The organism is Lysobacter hankyongensis (assembly GCF_039543145.1).
In the GTDB taxonomy this organism is placed as follows: domain Bacteria; phylum Pseudomonadota; class Gammaproteobacteria; order Xanthomonadales; family Xanthomonadaceae; genus Lysobacter_I; species Lysobacter_I hankyongensis.
In genome coordinates, this window is sequence record NZ_BAABJE010000015.1 from 49,684 (window position 1) to 66,449 (window position 16,766).

Annotated in this window: 14 protein-coding genes and 1 pseudogene; 9 read left to right on the forward strand and 6 right to left on the reverse strand. The window is 66.9% G+C overall.

Translation table 11 applies throughout. The features are described 5' to 3' along the window. The first annotated feature begins 183 nt into the window (after positions 1–183). Positions 184–2,172, forward strand: a complete 1,989-nt coding sequence (locus tag ABD974_RS14505; protein ID WP_345304049.1) for an SDR family oxidoreductase — start codon at positions 184–186, stop codon at positions 2,170–2,172. 311 nt (positions 2,173–2,483) lie between these two features. Here the strand turns inward: ABD974_RS14505 and ABD974_RS14510 are convergent, their stop codons facing one another. Then, the gene (locus ABD974_RS14510) at positions 2,484–3,029 is read right to left on the reverse strand and encodes a phasin family protein (RefSeq protein ID WP_345304050.1); all 546 of its coding nucleotides are present in this window, start codon (positions 3,027–3,029) and stop codon (positions 2,484–2,486) included. Positions 3,030–3,153: 124 nt separating this feature from the next. Beyond that, complete coding sequence (locus ABD974_RS14515; protein ID WP_345304051.1) at positions 3,154–4,443, reverse strand: patatin-like phospholipase family protein; 1,290 nt, start codon at positions 4,441–4,443, stop codon at positions 3,154–3,156. 206 nt (positions 4,444–4,649) lie between these two features. Here ABD974_RS14515 and ABD974_RS14520 point away from each other — a divergent pair, with 206 nt between their 5' ends. Beyond that, entirely contained in the window at positions 4,650–5,456 is an 807-nt protein-coding gene (locus tag ABD974_RS14520; RefSeq protein ID WP_345304052.1) for a DUF8198 family protein, read from the forward strand. Between the two features lie 23 nt (positions 5,457–5,479). On the opposite strand, the gene ABD974_RS14525 is transcribed toward ABD974_RS14520, so the two are convergent. Further along, positions 5,480–5,755: a polyhydroxyalkanoic acid system family protein gene (locus ABD974_RS14525; protein ID WP_345304053.1), complete on the reverse strand. Its 276-nt coding sequence runs from the start codon at positions 5,753–5,755 to the stop codon at positions 5,480–5,482. 180 nt (positions 5,756–5,935) lie between these two features. Between ABD974_RS14525 and ABD974_RS14530 the strand changes: the two genes are divergently transcribed. Beyond that, positions 5,936–6,727 carry an FHA domain-containing protein gene (locus ABD974_RS14530; RefSeq protein ID WP_345304054.1) on the forward strand — a complete coding sequence of 264 codons (792 nt, stop codon included), beginning with the start codon at positions 5,936–5,938 and terminating at the stop codon, positions 6,725–6,727. On the opposite strand, the pseudogene msrQ reads toward ABD974_RS14530, so the two are convergent. Both msrQ and msrP read right to left on the reverse strand, forming a co-directional pair. Beyond that, positions 6,703–7,363, reverse strand: a pseudogene (msrQ, locus tag ABD974_RS14535) (protein-methionine-sulfoxide reductase heme-binding subunit MsrQ); the annotation flags it as partial. The gene ABD974_RS14530 and the pseudogene msrQ sit on opposite strands and share 25 nt — an antisense overlap. 139 nt (positions 7,364–7,502) lie before the next feature. After that, positions 7,503–8,477, reverse strand: coding sequence for a protein-methionine-sulfoxide reductase catalytic subunit MsrP (msrP, locus tag ABD974_RS14540; RefSeq protein ID WP_345304056.1), 975 nt, complete (start codon positions 8,475–8,477; stop codon positions 7,503–7,505). A gap of 185 nt (positions 8,478–8,662) precedes the next feature. On the opposite strand from msrP, the gene serC reads away from it, so the two are divergent. The 5 genes from serC to ABD974_RS14565 all read left to right on the forward strand — a co-directional run bounded on the left by serC (position 8,663) and on the right by ABD974_RS14565 (position 14,127). Then, positions 8,663–9,763: a 3-phosphoserine/phosphohydroxythreonine transaminase gene (serC, locus tag ABD974_RS14545; protein WP_345304057.1), complete on the forward strand. Its 1,101-nt coding sequence runs from the start codon at positions 8,663–8,665 to the stop codon at positions 9,761–9,763. Then, entirely contained in the window at positions 9,756–10,991 is a 1,236-nt protein-coding gene (gene pheA / locus ABD974_RS14550) for a prephenate dehydratase (RefSeq protein WP_425562710.1), read from the forward strand. Before serC ends, pheA begins: the two co-directional genes overlap by 8 nt. Before the next feature lie 26 nt (positions 10,992–11,017). Further along, positions 11,018–12,154, forward strand: a complete 1,137-nt coding sequence (hisC, locus tag ABD974_RS14555; protein ID WP_345304058.1) for a histidinol-phosphate transaminase — start codon at positions 11,018–11,020, stop codon at positions 12,152–12,154. Continuing rightward, a complete protein-coding gene (gene aroA / locus ABD974_RS14560) occupies positions 12,151–13,494 on the forward strand; it encodes a 3-phosphoshikimate 1-carboxyvinyltransferase (RefSeq protein ID WP_345304059.1) in 1,344 nt (447 codons plus the stop codon). The genes hisC and aroA overlap by 4 nt, the downstream gene beginning before the upstream one ends. A 78-nt stretch (positions 13,495–13,572) precedes the next feature. Continuing rightward, positions 13,573–14,127, forward strand: a complete 555-nt coding sequence (locus tag ABD974_RS14565; protein ID WP_345304060.1) for an REP-associated tyrosine transposase — start codon at positions 13,573–13,575, stop codon at positions 14,125–14,127. A gap of 45 nt (positions 14,128–14,172) precedes the next feature. Here ABD974_RS14565 and ABD974_RS14570 read toward each other — a convergent pair whose 3' ends face one another. Beyond that, a complete protein-coding gene (locus tag ABD974_RS14570) occupies positions 14,173–14,862 on the reverse strand; it encodes an energy transducer TonB (RefSeq protein WP_345304061.1) in 690 nt (229 codons plus the stop codon). A 155-nt stretch (positions 14,863–15,017) separates the two neighbouring features. Between ABD974_RS14570 and serS the strand changes: the two genes are divergently transcribed. Continuing rightward, a complete protein-coding gene (gene serS, locus ABD974_RS14575) occupies positions 15,018–16,334 on the forward strand; it encodes a serine--tRNA ligase (RefSeq protein ID WP_345304062.1) in 1,317 nt (438 codons plus the stop codon). Positions 16,335–16,766 lie beyond the last annotated feature (432 nt).

Sequence of the window (16,766 nt, forward strand, 5' to 3'; positions counted from 1 at the left end):
GGGTGGCCGGCGGGGTCAATACGACCAGCGATGGTGTCCCGGATGACCTCCAAGGTGATCCGGAGCCCAAGCGCCCAGCCCGGAGGTCGCGTGGACGCGGATTGTTCTTGATCGCCGGCTCTGGCAATTTAGGCCCCACGGCCGCGCCGCGGTCGATCGTTTTGGTCTCATGAGGGCGAGGACATGAGTTATTTCGTTACCGGCGCCACCGGGTTTCTGGGTCGTTTCCTGGTCGGCAATCTGCTCAAGCGCAAGGGCACGGTCTACGTGCTGGTGCGCAAGGATTCGCAGAAGAAATACGACGCCCTGGCCAAAAAGATGGGTTGGGATCCGAAGCGGGTGGTGCCGGTGCACGGCGACATGACCGCGGAGAAATGCGGCCTGACCGCAGCGCAGTTGAAAACCCTTTCCGGCAAGGTGAAGCATTTCTTTCACCTCGCCGCGATCTACGACCTGACCGCCGACGCGGAAAGCCAGCGCAAGGCCAATGTCGACGGGACCCAGAATGCCCTCGACCTCGCCGCCGCGATCGGCGCCGGCTGTTTCCATCACACCAGTTCGATCGCCGCCGCCGGTCTTTATCCGGGCATCTTCCGCGAAGACATGTTCGACGAGGCCGAGGGCCTGGACGATCCGTATCTGCGCACCAAGCACGATTCCGAGGGGCTGGTCCGCAAGGAGAAGCGGATCAAGTGGCGGATCTATCGCCCGGGCATGGTCGTCGGCCACTCGCAGACCGGCGAGATGGACAAAATCGACGGTCCCTACTATTTCTTCACCCTGCTGAAGAAAATGCGCGAAATGATGCCGCCGTGGATGCCGATGCTGGGCATCGAAGGCGGTCGCATCAACGTCGTGCCGGTGGATTTCGTGGTCGACGCCATGGATCACATCGCGCACAAGCCGAAGCTCGATGGACACTGCTTCCATCTGGTCGATCCCGAGCCGATGCGCGTCGGGGAAGTGCTGAACACCTTCGCCCGTGCCGGCCATGCGCCGGAGATGACCATGCGTCTGGACGCGCGGATGTTCGCCTTCGTGCCCAGCGGTATCCGCGGCGCGGTCGGCAGCCTGCCGCCGGTGAAGCGCTTCATCGGCATGCTGCTGCGCGATTTCAAGATCCCGAAGAGCGTGCTCAAGTTCATCACGTATCCCACCCGTTTCGACAATCGCGAGACCGAGCGCGCGCTCAAGGGCAGCGGCATCGCCGTGCCCAATCTCGAGAGCTACGCGTGGCGCCTGTGGGATTACTGGGAGCGCCACCTCGACCCCGATCTGTTCATCGATCGCAGCCTGAAGGGCAAGGTGAAGGGCAAGGTCGTGGTCGTGACCGGCGGCTCCTCCGGTATCGGTCTGTCCACGGCGCAGCGTGTGGCCGAAGCGGGCGCGGTCACCGTGATCGTGGCGCGCGGCGAGGAAGAGTTGTTCAAGGCCCGTGACGAAATGAAGAAGGCCGGTGGCAAGGTATTCGCATACACCGCTGATCTGGCCGACATGGCCGATTGCGATCGTCTGGTGTCGACCATCCTGAAGGAGCACGGCCACGTCGACATCCTGGTCAACAACGCCGGTCGCTCCATCCGCCGTTCGATCGAATTGAGTTACGACCGTTTCCACGACTTCGAGCGCACGATGCAGCTGAATTACTTCGGTTGCCTGCGTCTGATCATGGGGTTCATGCCGACCATGATCCAGCGCCGGAAGGGGCACATCATCAACATCAGTTCGATCGGTGTGCTGGCCAGTTCGCCGCGCTTCTCGGCCTATGTCGCATCGAAAGCCGCGCTGGACGCGTTCAGCCGCTGCGCGCAGGGCGAGCTGTCCGGCAAGGGCATCAGCTTCACCACGATCAACATGCCACTGGTCCGCACGCCGATGATCGCGCCGACCAAGATGTACGAGAGCGTGCCGACCCTGAGCCCGGACGAGGCCGCAGACATGGTGGTGAAGGGCATCATCGAGAAGCCCAGCCGCATCGCGACCCGTCTCGGCATCTTCTCCGCGCTGCTCAACGCGGTCGCGCCGAAGGCCTACGAGGTCATCATGAGCACGGCGTTCGAGTTGTTCCCGGATTCGGCCGCAGCCAAGGGCGACAAGAAGGCGTTGAAGGAAGACCAGCCCAGTCAGGAACAGATCGCCTTCGCGGCGCTCATGCGCGGCGTCCACTGGTAGGCCCGTAACATCCATCCTCTCGAAACGCGAAAGGCAGCCGCAGGGCTGCCTTTCGTTTTTGCCGCGTCCCCCAGGCCTCGCGAAGGCTTTCTTCGGACAAAAAGAAACCCGCCTACCAGAAGCCGTGAGGGGAGGGGAGCTACGGTCTTCGTCGTCGGTGGCGGGTCAAGGACGGCCGTGGCCGCCAATGGGTGCGTCGCTTCCGCGACGCGAGAGAGATACGAGGTGCGCGACAGCTGAAACCTAACAGAGGAAACGACGGCGCTGGGGCTGCATACGATTGCGAGTCCCGGCTCCGTTCATGTTCCGGATTATTCGGCGGCGGTCGGCTTGACCTTGCGGGTACGCTTGGCGGGCGCCTTGGCCGGGGCGGCCTGCTTGGCGGCCTTCGCCGCCTTGGCAGCTTTGCGCGGAGCCGTCGCGGGCTTGCCGCCCTGGCGACGCAGTTCGGCGGTCAGGGCTTCGACGCGGCTGCTGAGATCGTTGAGATCTTCGCGGCTCGGCACGCCGAGCTTGACCAGGGCGCGCTGGACGCGGTCTTCGAAAACCTTTTCCAGCTTGTCCCAGGTGTCGGTGGCGCGTTCGCGGGCCTGACCAACGCGGCTTTCGACCACGTCGCGAACCACTTCGGCGCGACCGCCGGCGAACTTGCGCACGGTCTGTTCCAGACCCATGCCTTCCTTCACCAGGCCTTCGAACAGCTTGGTGCCCTCGGCCTGCGCGCGAGAGAACGCGCCGACGCCCGCGAGCCAGATCTGCTGGGCGGATTCGCTCAGCGACTTGGACAGACGCTCCGCTTCGGCCTGCGAGGTTTTGGTGGTGGTCTTCTTCGCGGTGGTTTTCTTGAACTTGGCCATATGCCCTCCCGGCGGGCGCGTGATCGATTGCCCGGCAGAGTGCGCCGCTTGTCTAGAGTATTCACACGAGGACGCGGACCCGCCGCAGCGGATCGATCCCGTTGCCGAAGACCGTGGCGTGGACTCAGCTCTGCTTGCGTCGCCGGATCAGGTGTTCGGTCTCGTCCAGCGCGCGGCGCAGGCGGGCCGTGGTTTCGGTGCTGCGTGGTGGCGCTTCGCCGAGACCGCTGAGCACTGTGCGATGGCGGTCGTTGAGCACGTCCTCGCGCACGCGGATGCCGTGCGCGGCGAGGACCGGTCCAAGGGCTTCGGCGCGGTTGCGCAGGTCCTGCAGGGTGTTGCGATAACCCAACTGACAGACACGGCGGCGGTTTGAGAAGCTGAAGGCGTTGGTGAAGAACATCTCGCCGTCGTTCGAATTGGGCTCGAAGATCAACTGGTCGATGTCGGGATATTGCTGGGCGTACTTCGCCAACCCGACCTGCATGCGCGACTGCAGCAGGGTGCGGAAGGTCTGCGACATCACCGCCGGCAGGCCGCCCTGCCAGATCCGGTGCGGGTCGACCCCGCCGCGGTGGCCGGCGTCGCTGTCGACCTTGGTCGAGTCGAAGGGCACCAGCGGGTTGATGCCGATCAGCAGGTCGATACCGCGTTCCAGCAGCACCGAGGCGTGCATGGTCCGGCGCAGGGCGCCGTCGACGTAGTGACGGCCGCGCACTTCCACGGGCGGATAAAGCCCCGGCAGTGCTGCGCTGGCCTGGACGGCCTTGGAGATCGGGATGTCCTTCCAGTCGCCGGCGCCGAAACGGACGGCTTCGCCGCTGTCCAGATCGACCGCGACCACGTACAGCTCGCGCTCGAGTTGGCGGAAATCGTTGCTGCGGCCGCGGCGCGAAAAGATCTCGCGCAGGAAGCGCTCGACTTCGGAATTGTCGAACAGTCCGGTCGGGACCAGGCTGCCGAAGCGCACCATGAGGTCGGACAGGCGCGAGTCGCGCGGACTCAGCAGGCTGCTCCACCACTCCAGGGTCAGCCGCGGCAGGGCCGAAGCGCGGCGCATGTATTCGAAGACCGCCGGGCGCAGGAAGGTCTCTGGCCGAAACCGCACGTCGTCGCTGTCGCCGGTGATGAAGATCCGGCACATCTCCGCCGAGGACATGCGGTTCACGAGGCCGGCGGCGAGGAAGGCGCCGCTGCTGACGCCCACGTAACAGTCCATCCGGGTGAGATCGATCCCGTCGAGCGCCTCGTCGAGCGCGCGGAGCGCGCCCAGCTCGTACATCGCGCCGATCGGCCCGCCGCCGGCGATCGCAAGACCGATGCGGGCGGAAGACTGTGCGGGGGCGTTGGCGGAGGGTTTGCGCTTGCCGGTCTTGTTCGGGACCGGTCGCTTGGCGGCGTGAAGTGAGAGCATGCAGTCGATACGAAGGGAACGTCCCGAGTGTAGCCGAAAGGGTCCGGTGCGGCGCCATGCACCATGGTCGGATGCGCATGCGCCCCGATGCGTCCGCGGGTCTGCCGCGATCAAGTCATTGATTCGACATGCGCACAGGGCAGGGGAAAGTCGCTTCCGCGATCCGGACTTGCCGTCATCGGATGCGGGACCGATGATCCCCGCCGATGAAGATCGTCACTCCCGACCTGGCCCACGGCCGTCGCCGGCTCGACAAGCGCAAGCTCGCCAGTGTGCTTGCGCGACGGCTGGCCTGGCATCAGGCCGTGCACGATCCGGAGCGCGAACCGCGCAACGGCCTGCGCTGGTTGCCCGAACTGCGGCGCTGGCAGGCGGCACGGCTGGCGGCGAGTTTCGAGGGTTTCATGTCGGATCCGAAGCGCAAGCCGGCAGCGCAGTTCTTCCTGACCGACCTCTACGGCGACCGCGATTTCAGTCGCCGCGACGCCGATATCGCCAGGGTGGTACCGAAGATGCAGCGGCTGTTGCCGCAGACCCTGCTCGAAACCCTCGCGGACGCGGTCGAGCTGGGCGCGCTCAGCCATGCTTTCGACCTGCGCATGGCCGAGGCGCTGCAACGGTTGGCGCCGCGCCGGACAACGCTCGACGATGCGCTCTACGGCAAGGCGTATCGCGAGGTGGGGCTGCCGCGGCTGCGGGCGCATCAGATCGATCTGATCGTGGTCGCAGGGTATGGTCTGGGCCACGCGTTGCGCACCCGCGGCGTGTCCACTCTGCTCAGCGTGCTGCGCGGCCCGGCGCGCGCGGCCGGCTTTGGCGAACTGCAGTCGTTCCTGGAGCGCGGTTTCGGCGCCTATGCCGAGCTGGACGATGTCGCGGACTTCATCGCCGACATCGAGCGCAGCGAACGCGAGGTGTCGCGCCGCCTGTTCGCCGACCACCCCAGGCCTTTCGAATCGCTGCCGGATGCGCATCCGCCGGCGGCGAAGAGGACCCGAATGCGCAACCGTTGAGGCGTTGCTCTCAGCTGATCTGCTCAGCTGAACCGTTCGTCGAGGACGCGCTGGATTTCGTGTTCGATCGGGCCCTTGAAGGCCGACACGAAGAAGCCGAGTTTGGCGGTGACGTGCAGTTCCTTCGGCTTCAGCGCGATCTTGCCGTCGACGCCGGAACGGTTGAAATGCAGGTCGTCGCCGTCCCATTCGTATTCGATCTCGAAGCGTTCGGCGAGTTTCTTCGCGACTTCCTCGACCGCCTTGCGCGCCTTGGTGTGCGGCAGGGAATGCGAATGACGGATGTCGATGCCGGACATGGAGCTCCCCTGGACTGATGGGTACGGACTGATGGGTACGAACTGGTTGGGCCGAACCGGTCGGGCCGAACGGATCCGGCCGGGCGGGTTGGGACGATGCGGAATGCGGAAGTCTAGCCGCAGCGGCGCCGTCTGTCGCCGGGGCCAAGCGGCGCGCGGGCCATGGTAGATTGCGGCCGCATGGAAGGTCTGAAACTGCGTTTCCCCGAACACCATCACCCCGAAATGCCGCTGGGCTCGGGGGTTCATGCCATCGGTCGCATCGGCGACACCGTCGGCCTGGTGGGCGACGACGAGTCGCCGTCGGTCCGATTGTTCGTCGATCGGCGCGGTGTGTGGATGACGGTGGCCGACGGCGCCCGCGGCATCCATGTCAACGGTCGACCGGTGAAACGCATGGCGATGCTGCGTCTGGGCGATGCCATCTATCTCGATGGCGTGAAAATGCTGCTGGTGTCCTCGCGCAAGGTCGAGGCGCTGCCCGAGGCGTTGCGCCATGTGCCGGGCGAATTCCGCGGCGACTGCCGGGTGGTGGTGCGCGGGGTCGGCGGTCGCCACCACGGCCGCAGTTTCACGCTGGAGGCGCCGCGGTTGGTCGGCCGCAGCGACGAGGCCGATATCCGGATCGACGATCCGGCATTCGCCGAACGTCACGCGCGCATCGAAATGATCGGAAACCAGGTGGTCCTGCGCGATCTCGGCAGCGGCGAGGGCAGCGTGGTCAACGGCGAAGCGGTACGTGATGCGCTTCTCTCGCCGGGCGACCAGATCGTGTTCGACGTCCATCATCGGTTCGTGATCGAGGCGCCGGCCGCGCATACCGTGCTGCTGACCCGGGTTGCCGGCAACGACGATGCGCCCGAGATCGCGGCGCCGCCGCGTCGGCGCGGCAGGCGCCTGCCGTGGCTGCTGTTGACCGCAGCCGTGCTCGCGGCCGCGATCACGGGTCTATTGCTGCTCGGCGGCGGTTGATCGCACCGGCGCGACCGGCCTGCGTGCCGGTGCGCGCCAGCGTTTCCAGAGTCGCCAGCCCAGCAGGGCCGCGAGGATCCCGGCGTACAGCGCCGGCTCGCGGATGTCGGACTTCACCAGCCACCAGAAATGCAGCACCGCGAACACGGCGATGGCGTAGACGAGCTTGTGCAACTGGCCCCAGCGCCGGCCGAGGCGCCGGATCCAGCCCTGGGTCGAGGTGATCGCCAGCGGCACGAGCAGCAGCCAGGCCGCGAACCCAACGGTGATGTAAGGCCGCTTCGCGATCTCCTCGAAGATCTGCAGCCAGTAGCCGCGCAGGTCCAGCACCAGATAGGCGGCGAGATGCAGGGTGGCGTAGGCGAAGGCGTACAGCCCGAGCATGCGCCGGAACCGGATCACGACCGCCTGCCCGGTGAGCTGGCGCAGCGGGGTGATCGCGAGCGCGATCAGCAGGAATCGTAGTGCCCAGATCCCGAGACGATGCTCGACCTCGGCCACCGGATCGGCGCCGAGCGCATCGCTGCCGGTGCGGAACACGTCCCAGAACTGCCACGCCAGAATCGCCAGCGGGGTCAGGCAAAGCGCGTGGACGACGGTCTTGGCGGCGATGAGGCGGGGAGAGCGTTTTGGCATGGGGCGGCTTCAGCGGTCGTTGCGGAGGGTCGTCACCTCGAACCCGGCATGATCGGGGTGAGGGGCCTGCTGTCTGAAACGCAGAGAAAAGCAGGTCCCTCGCCTTCGGCTTCGGGATGACAAGATTCGGTACGGTTCTTCAGAACCACTTCTTCAGATCGAGGCCCTTGTACATCCCCGCCACCTGTTCCGCGTAGCCGTTGAACATCCGGGTCGGGATGCGCTCGGCGAACAGCTTGCTGGCGGTGCCGCTGATCCGGCGCTCGGTCTTCTGGCTCCAGCGCGGGTGATCCACGTTCGGATTGACGTTGCTGAAGAATCCGTATTCCTCGGGCTGCAGCTGGTTCCATGCGGTCGGCGGCATCGTTTCGACGAACCGGATCTCCACGATCGACTTGATGCTCTTGAAGCCGTATTTCCACGGCACCACCAGCCGTACCGGCGCGCCGTTCTGCTGCGGCATCGGCTTGCCGTACAGGCCGGTGGCGAGCAGGGTCAGCGGGTGCATCGCCTCGTCGATGCGCAGCCCCTCGACATAGGGCCAGTCGATCGAGGCGTAGCGCACGCCCGGCATCTGTTTCGGATCGGCGAGGGTGGTGAAGGCCACGTACTTCGCCTTCGAGGTCGGTTCGAAGCGTTTCAGCAGCGCGCCCAGCGGCACGCCCAGCCACGGGATCACCATCGACCAGCCCTCGACGCAGCGCAGCCGGTAAATGCGTTCCTCGGGCTTGAGGCCCTTGAGCAGATCGGCCAGTTCGAGCTTGCCCGGCTTGGCGCACTCGCCCGACACGGTGACGGTCCAGGGCCTGGTTCGCAGGGTTTTCGCCGCCTGCGACGGGTCGGCCTTGCCGGTGCCGAACTCGTAGAAGTTGTTGTAGGTGGTCGCATCCTCGTAGCGGGTCAGCTCCTCGGCGGTGCGGAACCCGGATTTCAGCTGCGCCGGGCTGATCGAGGCCTTGGGCGGTGGCGGCGGCTCGGCATCGGCGCAGCCGGACAGGGCCAGGGTCGGTGCGGCGGCCATCAGGCCGAGCAGGCGGCGTCGGTCGCGGTACACGGCCTCGTCGGTGATCTCGGCGGCGGGAATCCGCAGGGCGTCGCGGAGGGAAGCGGGCATGGGCATATGGGGGTTCCGGGCCTTGCAGGCGGCGTGGGTTCGACTATAAGACGTTGGTAGGGGGCCATCGGTTGCGCGGCATCTGCAAATTTCTTTTCGCCATCCCGGCACGCCCACAAGTACGCCCACAAGCATGCTGCGCTGCGGCATACTCCGGGGCCCACTCCCACGCCATGGAACGTCCGATGTCGCGCGCCTTCAACTTCAGTGCCGGTCCCGCCACCCTGCCCGAAAGCGTCCTCCGCCAGGCGCAGGACGAAATGCTGGAATGGCGCGACTCCGGTGCCTCGATCGTCGAGCACAGCCATCGCGGACCCGAGTTCATCCAGGTCGCCGCCGAGGCCGAGGCCGACCTGCGCACGCTGATGTCGATTCCCGCCGATTACGCGGTGCTGTTCCTCGGCGGTGGCGCCACCACCCAGCAGGCGCTCATCCCGCTGAACCTCGCCGCCCCCGGTCAGGCCGTCGACTATGTCGTCACCGGTCATTGGGGCAAGACCGCGATCAAGCAGGCCAAGCCCTACGTCGACGTGCGCATCGCCGCGACCAGCGAAGCCGGCGGATTCCGCGATATTCCCGCCCGCGACAGCTGGCAGTTGTCGGCCGACGCCGCCTACGTCCACATCACCGCCAACGAAACCATCCACGGCGTCGAGTTCAGGCCTTTCGACGGCATCGACGCGCCGGACGTCGGCGACGTGCCGCTGGTCGCCGACTTCAGCTCCAGCATCGCTTCGGAGCCGGTCGACATCTCTAAATACGGCGTGATCTACGCCGGCGCGCAGAAGAACCTCGGCCCGGTCGGCATCACCGTGGTGATCGTGCGTCGCGATCTGCTGGAGCGCGCCGGTCAGCCGCGCGCCGACATCTTCAACTACGCCTCGCACCTCAAGGGCGAGTCGATGCTCAACACGCCGCCGACCTGGAACTGGTACATGCTCGGCCTCAACGTGAAGTGGATGCTGGCCGAAGGCGGCGTCGCCGAGTTCGCCCGCCGCAGCGCCGAGAAGGCGGCCTTGCTGTACGGCGTGATCGACGCGTCGGGCGGCTATTACCGCAACGAAGTCGCCGCCGCCGTGCGCTCGCGCATGAACGTGCCGTTCTTCCTCCACGACGAAGCGCTGGACAAGCCCTTCCTCTCCGAAGCCAAGGCCGCCGGCCTGATGGCGCTGAAGGGCCATCGCGCCCTCGGCGGCATGCGCGCCTCGATCTACAACGCCATGCCGGTCGAAGGCGTGAAGGCGCTGGCCGATTTCATGCAGGATTTCAAGCAACGTCATGGCTGAGAAACGCACGCGCAAGGGCACGGAGAAGCCCGTCGCGAAGACGGCCGCGAAGCCGGTCGTGGCGCCGTCGGCGAAGCCGAAGGCCGGCAAGCGTGCCGCGAAGTCCGGGGACGCGGTCGAAATTCCGACCGATGCCCAGGGCAAGCCCGATCTGCTCGCGGTGCGCGCGCAGATCGACGGCATCGACCGCGAGATCCAGTCGCTGATCGCCGAGCGCGCGCTGTGGGCGCATCAGGTCGGCAAGGCCAAGGGCAAGCTCGCCGCGGCGGTGGATTACTACCGTCCTGAGCGCGAGGCGCAGGTGCTGCGCCGGGTGATCGACCGCAACGAAGGTCCGCTCGCCGACGAAGTGCTCGTGCGGCTGTTCCGCGAGATCATGTCCGCCTGTCTCGCGCAGCAGGAGCCGCTGAAGGTCGGTTTTCTCGGCCCCGAAGGCACGTTTTCGCAGCAGGCGGTCTACAAGCACTTCGGCCATTCCGCGAAGGCGCTGCCGCTGACGACGGTCGAGGAAGTGTTCGACGAAGTCGCCGCCGGTCATGCCGATTTCGGCGTGGTGCCGGTGGAGAATTCCGGTACCGGCACCATCCAGTCCACGCTCGACCTGTTCCTCACCTCGCCGCTGATGATCTGCGGCGAGATCGAACTGCGCGTGCATCAGTACCTGCTGTCGCGCAGCGGCCGGATCGAGGACATCAAGCGGGTGTATTCGCACGCGCTCTCGCTGGTGCAGTGCAGGGCCTGGCTGCGCGAGAATCTGCCCGGCGTGGAAAAGCACGCGATGTTCAGCAACGCCGAGGCCGCCCGCACCGCGCGCAACGCCGACGACGTCGCCGCGATCGCCGGCGAGAACGCCGGCCAGGCCTACAACCTCAAGGTGGTGGCGGGCCCGATCGAGGACCGCGACGACAACACCACCCGGTTCCTGGTCATCGGCCGTTCGGCGTTTCCCAGTTCCGGCAACGACCGCACGTCGCTGCTGGTCTTCACCGTCGACCAGCCGCACGTTCCGGGCGTGCTCTACCGCATTCTCGAGCCTCTGGCGCGCCGCGGCATCACCATGAACCGGATCGAATCGCGGCCCGCGCACGGCAAGCTGTGGCAGTACGCCTTCTTCATCGACGTGGCCGGCCATGCCGACGAATCGCCCTTGAAGGACGCCCTGGCCGAGATCGACGCTTTCGCAGGCAATATCCGGGTGCTGGGTTCCTATCCGGTCGCGGTGCTCTGAGCATGGGGTCGGTTCCCGAGGTGCGCGTGGACGAATCGTTTTTCTCGGCGCTCGCCCAACCCGGCATCCAGCGCCTGCGCGCCTACGATCCCGGGCACGACCTCGTCGCGTTCCGTCGCCGGTTCGAAGGACGGCACTTGGTCGAACTCGGCTCCAACGAGAACCCCTACGGTCCCAGCGCGCGGGCCAAGGAAGCGGTGCTCGGCACGATCCACGACAGCTTCCGCTATCCCGATCCGCTCGGCGGCGATCTCAATCGCGCGCTCGCCGCGAAGCATGGCGTCGATGTCGGTTCGATCCTGCTCGGCAACGGTTCGCATGAGCTGCTGATGCAGTTCGCCCAGGTGTTCGCCGGCCCGGGCGTCGACGTGGTCGCCTCGAAATTCGGTTTCGCGGTGTACGCGATCGCCGCGCAGTGCGCGGGCGCCACGCTGCGGGTCGCGCCGTGCCACGCCGATGCCCACGCGATGCCGCGCGGCCACGATCTCGACGCCATCGCCGCGGCGATCACCGATACGACCCGGCTGGTGTACCTGGCCAATCCGAACAATCCGACCGGCACCTGGTACGACGCCGATGCCTTCGCCGCGTTCATGGCGAAGGTGCCGGGCGACGTGGTGGTGGTGGTCGACGAGGCCTATGCCGAATTCGTCGATGCGCCCGGGTGGGCCTCGGCGCTGACCGTGCAGGCGCGTCATCCGAATCTGGTCGTGACCCGCACCTTCAGCAAGGCCTACGCGCTGGCCGGATTGCGCGTCGGGTTCGCCATCGGCCATCCCGCGCTGATCGCGGTGATGGAGCGGGCGCGCGAAAGCTTCAACGTCAACAGCGCCGGACTGGCCGCCGCGGAAGCCGCGCTGGGCGACGAGGAACACCTGCGGTGGGTGGTCGCCCGCAACGCCGAACAGCGCGCCGCGCTCGCGACCGCGCTGCACGACCGCGGCCTGCGCGTGTTTCCGTCGCAGACCAATTTTCTGCTCGTGCAGTTCGCCGAACCGGGCGACGAGGCCCGCGTCGCCGGCATCGAAGCGGCGCTGTGCGAACGCGGCATCGTGCTGCGGCCGATGGGCGGTTACGGCCTCGGCCACTGCCTGCGCATCACCGTCGGCAACGCCGACGAGAACCGCCGGCTGCTGGCCGGCCTCGACGAGGTGCGGGCATGAGTGGCGCCGTCAGGAAGAACTGGATCGTCGGCGCCGGAACGCCGCTCACCGGCCGCATCCGCGTGCCCGGCGACAAATCGGTGTCGCATCGCGCGATCATGCTCGCTTCGCTGGCCGAAGGCGTCTCGCGCATCGACGGTTTCCTCGAAGGCGAGGACACCCGTGCGACCGCGGCGGTGTTCCAGCGGCTCGGCGTGACCATCGAAGCGCCCTCGCCGCAGTCGCGGATCGTGCACGGCGTCGGCCTGCACGGGCTGCGCGCCAGCGCCGATGCGCTGGACTGCGGCAACGCCGGGACCGGCATGCGCCTGCTCGCGGGCGTGCTGGCCGGACAGGCGTTCGACAGCACGCTCGTCGGCGACGACTCGCTGTCGAAGCGGCCGATGCGGCGGGTGATCGATCCGCTGTCGCGCATGGGCGCCGCGATCGACAGCGAAGACGGCGGCCTGCCGCCGCTGCGCATCCGCGGCGGCCGCACGCTGCAGGGCATCGATTACACGCTGCCGGTCGCGAGCGCGCAGGTGAAGTCCGCGCTGCTGCTGGCCGGCCTCTATGCCGCAGGCGACACCGTCGTGCGCGAGCCGCATCCGACCCGCGATTACACCGAGCGCATGCTCTCGGCGTTCGGCTGGCCGATCGATTTCGAACCCGGCGTCGCGCGCGTGCGCGGCGGCGCCGGCAACGCGCACGCGCTGCGCGCGACCGATGTGCACGTGCCCGCGGACTTCTCATCGGCCGCCTTCTTCCTCGTCGCCGCCAGCGTGATTCCGGGTTCCGACCTCGTGCTCGAAGCGGTCGGCATGAATCCGCGCCGCACCGGCCTGCTGCAGGCCCTGCGCGCGATGGGCGCGGACATCGTCGAAACCGACGCGCGCAGCGCCGGCGGCGAAGCGGTGGCCGATCTGCACGTGCGCGCCGCGCCGCTGCGCGGCATCGCGGTGCCGGAGGTGATCGTGCCGGACATGATCGACGAATTCCCGGCGCTGTTCGTGGCCGCGGCCTGCGCCGAAGGCGAGACCCGCATCACCGGCGCCGCCGAGCTGCGGGTGAAGGAATCCGACCGCCTCGCGACGATGTCGGCCGCGCTGCGCGCACTGGGCATCCGGGTCGACGAATCCGACGACGGCGCGATCATCCATGGCGGCGCCTTCGCCCTGGATCCGTCATCGCCGGTCCTGATCGACAGCCACGGCGATCATCGCATCGCGATGGCCTCGGCCATCGCCGGCCAGCGCTGCCCGGGCGAATTCGTCATCGGCGACATCGCCAACGTCGCGACCTCGTTTCCCGGATTCGATGCGCTCGCGCGCGGCGTGGGGTTCGCGCTGCGGGAGGCGTGACGGTCATTCAGCATATCGGCCGCTGGGCCACCAATCGGTCATGCCCCCGGTAGAGCGGCCTTCAGGCCGCTGCTCTTCATGTCGGAGCTGGATCACCGGATCCGTATTTTCCCGACATTGGCAAGCGGCATTTTCCGATATCGAACGCTGCGGGATGCCAGCAACACTGGTCGCATGCCCAGCATACGACTCGCGCGCGGCCGACGTTCGGAAACCGATCGCGTTTATTCGATCACCACTGTCGTTCGCGACAGGGAGCCGATCTTCCGCGATGCGGCTTTGGCGGCCATCGTCATCGATGAATTGCAGCAACTGTCTGCCCATGGGCATGTGCAGCATTTCGCATGGGTCTTGATGCCCGAACATCTGCATTGGTTGTTCGCGCTTCGCCGCGGTGAGCTCGGGTATTGCGTGCAATTGTTGAAGGGCCGTTGCGCGCGAGCCATCAACATCTCGCGTTGCGGCTCCGGCAGCGTGTGGCAGCCGGGATATTTCGATCATGCGCTTCGCAGCGACGAAGCCGTACGGATTCATGCGCGGTATCTCATCGCCAATCCGTTGCGCGCGGGTTTGGTGGATGAGATCGGCGATTATCCGTACCAGTGGTGCGCTTGGGATATTGATGCTCTGTAGCAGGCTCAGCGGCCTGAAGGCCGCTCTACTGTGTCTGCTGGGGTCTCAACGGCCCTCGAGCGTGAACGAGATCGGCACATCCACCGTCGCGGTGACGGCGCGGCCGTTCTGCTGCGCGGGGCGGAAGGTCCAGCGGCGCGCGGCCTGCGCGGCGGCGCGGTCGAGCGAACGCGAGCGGCTGCTGCGCGCGACCTCCACGTTCACCGGTTCGCCGCGTTCGTCGACGGTGATCCGCAGCAGCACGGTGCCGGTTTCGTTGTTGCGCAGCGCGTCGGCGGGGTAGCGCGGGGAAGGGCGCGAGATCGGTACCGGCACGTCGCCGGGCGCCGTGGGTCGCGAAGCGCCGGCGGTCTGGCCGGACGCATCCGCCAGCGGGCGTTCCGTCGGCGTCTCGGCCGGGCGCGGGGCCTGCTGCGCCGGAGGCGGCGGAGAGGGGCGCGGGTTGCGCAGCGCCGCTTCGGCGGCTTCGGACAGGCCGCTGGCGCTGCCGGTGCGATCGGTCGCGGGGGCGGGCAGGGGTTCGAAGATCTGGCCGTCGGTGCCGCCGGTCTTGCCCGCGGGGCGGTAGAAGTCGCCGTTCTCGCGCATGTCCAGCCACAGCAGGAAGAACATCAGCAGGCCGACGCCGAAGCCACCGGCCAGCAGCCAGCGCGCGCGCCGCGACAGGGACAGACGGAAGCCCGATGGCGATCCCCGGGACGGTCCCTGCGGCGTGGTGGGTTGAACGGTCGACATGCGGGCGGACGCGGCACGGAAGGTGGCCCGATTGTGGCACAGGCGCCGCGACGCGTTTCCGTGGCCGCGTGCGCGGCGGCGTGAAGGATTTGGCGCCAATTCAGGCGGCGGTTTTCGGCGATAATTCCGGTCCCATCACGCTTCGCGATGCCCCCATGCTCGATCCCGTCCTGCTGCGCAACCAACCCGCCGACCTCGCCGCCCGTCTCAAGGCGACCCGCGGCTACGACCTCAACGTCGCCGATCTGCTGCTGCTCGAAACCGAGCGCAAGCAGATCCAGGTGCGCACCCAGGAGCTGCAGAACCTGCGCAACACCAAGAGCAAGCAGATCGGCATGCTCAAGGCCAAGGGCGAGGACGTGTCGGCGGTGATGGCCGAGGTCGCCGGTTTCGGCGACGAACTCAAGGCCAGCGAAGCGCGCCTGGATGTCATCAAGCAGTCGATCGACGCCATCGCGTCGGGCCTGCCGAACCTGCCGCACGAGTCGGTGCCGGTCGGCGCCGACGAACACGACAATGTCGAACAGCACCGCTGGGGCACGCCGCGCGCGTTCGACTTCGAGGTCAAGGATCACGTCGAACTCGGCGCCCGCCACGGCTGGCTGGACGGCGAGACCGCCGCCAAGCTCAGCGGCGCGCGCTTCACCGTGCTGCGCGGGCAGCTCGCGCGCCTGCATCGCGCGCTGGCGCAGTTCATGCTCGATCTGCACACCAACGACCACGGCTATGAGGAAACCAACGTGCCGCTGCTGGTGAGCGCGGATTCGATGCGTGGGACGGGGCAGTTGCCGAAGTTCGAGGAGGATTTGTTCAAGACGTACTTGGACAACACTTCTGGATCTGGGGATTTTGTCCTGACGACGCGTCCTGCCAGATACCTCATCCCCACCAGCGAAGTCCCGCTCACCAACATCGTCCGCGACGAGATCGTCGACGCCGAGCGCCTGCCGCTGCGGATGACCGCGCATTCGATGTGCTTCCGCGCCGAGGCCGGCAGCGCCGGGCGCGACACCCGCGGCATGATCCGCCAGCACCAGTTCGAGAAGGTCGAGCTGGTGTCGATCGCGAAGCCCGAGGAGAGCGACGCCGAACACGAGCGCATGACCCGCTGCGCCGAAACCGTGCTGGAAAAACTGGGCCTGCCGTACCGCAAGGTGCTGCTGTGCACCGGCGACATGGGCTTCGCGGCGCAGAAGACCTACGACCTCGAAGTCTGGCTGCCCTCGCAGAACACCTACCGCGAAATTTCCTCGTGCTCGAACTGCGGCGATTTCCAGGCGCGGCGGATGCAGGCGCGCTGGCGCAATCCGGCCACCGGCAAGCCGGAACTCGTGCACACCCTCAACGGCTCCGGCGTGGCCGTCGGTCGCGCGCTGATCGCGGTGATGGAGAACTACCAGAACGCTGACGGCTCGATCACGGTGCCGGAAGCCCTGCGCGGGTACATGGGCGGCGCCGAGAAGATCGCCTGACGGTGCATCGCAAACACCCGGTCACTCTGATATTCACGATATTCCCGGTCGATTAAAGGAGTCGTCATCCTCGCGCAAGCGAGGACCCATGCATGAGCCCGGCTGAGGATTGGGTGCTCGCATACGTGGGGATAACGTTGGCTTTTGTTCGTCTTTCAGTGGTCGAGTCGAAACGCCGTCGGCCTTGCGCACGCGTGCGTTGATGCATTGTTGCGGCTGAGGGTTGGGTCCTCGCTTGCGCGAGGATGACGTTGGCTTTTTCTCCTCTTTACAGCGGTCGGATCCAAACGCCGTTGCCCTTGCGTACGCGAGCGTTGATGCATCGTTGCGGCTGAGGATTGGGTCCTCGCTTGCGCGAGGATGACGTTGGCTTTTGTTCGCGTTTCAGTGGTCGAGTCGAAACGCCGTCGGCCTTGCGTACGCGAGCGTTGA

Excerpts from the sequence above, each read along its gene's own strand:
- ABD974_RS14515 (WP_345304051.1), bottom strand. The coding sequence starts at position 4,443 with ATGCTCTCACTTCACGCCGCCAAGCGACCGGTCCCGAACAAGACCGGC.
- pheA (WP_425562710.1), top strand. The coding sequence starts at position 9,756 with ATGGCTGAGAAACGCACGCGCAAGGGCACGGAGAAGCCCGTCGCGAAG.
- ABD974_RS14525 (WP_345304053.1), bottom strand. The coding sequence starts at position 5,755 with ATGTCCGGCATCGACATCCGTCATTCGCATTCCCTGCCGCACACCAAG.
- ABD974_RS14510 (WP_345304050.1), bottom strand. The coding sequence starts at position 3,029 with ATGGCCAAGTTCAAGAAAACCACCGCGAAGAAGACCACCACCAAAACC.
- ABD974_RS14505 (WP_345304049.1), top strand. The coding sequence starts at position 184 with ATGAGTTATTTCGTTACCGGCGCCACCGGGTTTCTGGGTCGTTTCCTG.
- msrP (WP_345304056.1), bottom strand. The coding sequence starts at position 8,477 with ATGCCCGCTTCCCTCCGCGACGCCCTGCGGATTCCCGCCGCCGAGATC.
- ABD974_RS14520 (WP_345304052.1), top strand. The coding sequence starts at position 4,650 with ATGAAGATCGTCACTCCCGACCTGGCCCACGGCCGTCGCCGGCTCGAC.
- serS (WP_345304062.1), top strand. The coding sequence starts at position 15,018 with ATGCTCGATCCCGTCCTGCTGCGCAACCAACCCGCCGACCTCGCCGCC.
- ABD974_RS14530 (WP_345304054.1), top strand. The coding sequence starts at position 5,936 with ATGGAAGGTCTGAAACTGCGTTTCCCCGAACACCATCACCCCGAAATG.
- ABD974_RS14565 (WP_345304060.1), top strand. The coding sequence starts at position 13,573 with ATGTCGGAGCTGGATCACCGGATCCGTATTTTCCCGACATTGGCAAGC.
- ABD974_RS14570 (WP_345304061.1), bottom strand. The coding sequence starts at position 14,862 with ATGTCGACCGTTCAACCCACCACGCCGCAGGGACCGTCCCGGGGATCG.
- serC (WP_345304057.1), top strand. The coding sequence starts at position 8,663 with ATGTCGCGCGCCTTCAACTTCAGTGCCGGTCCCGCCACCCTGCCCGAA.
- aroA (WP_345304059.1), top strand. The coding sequence starts at position 12,151 with ATGAGTGGCGCCGTCAGGAAGAACTGGATCGTCGGCGCCGGAACGCCG.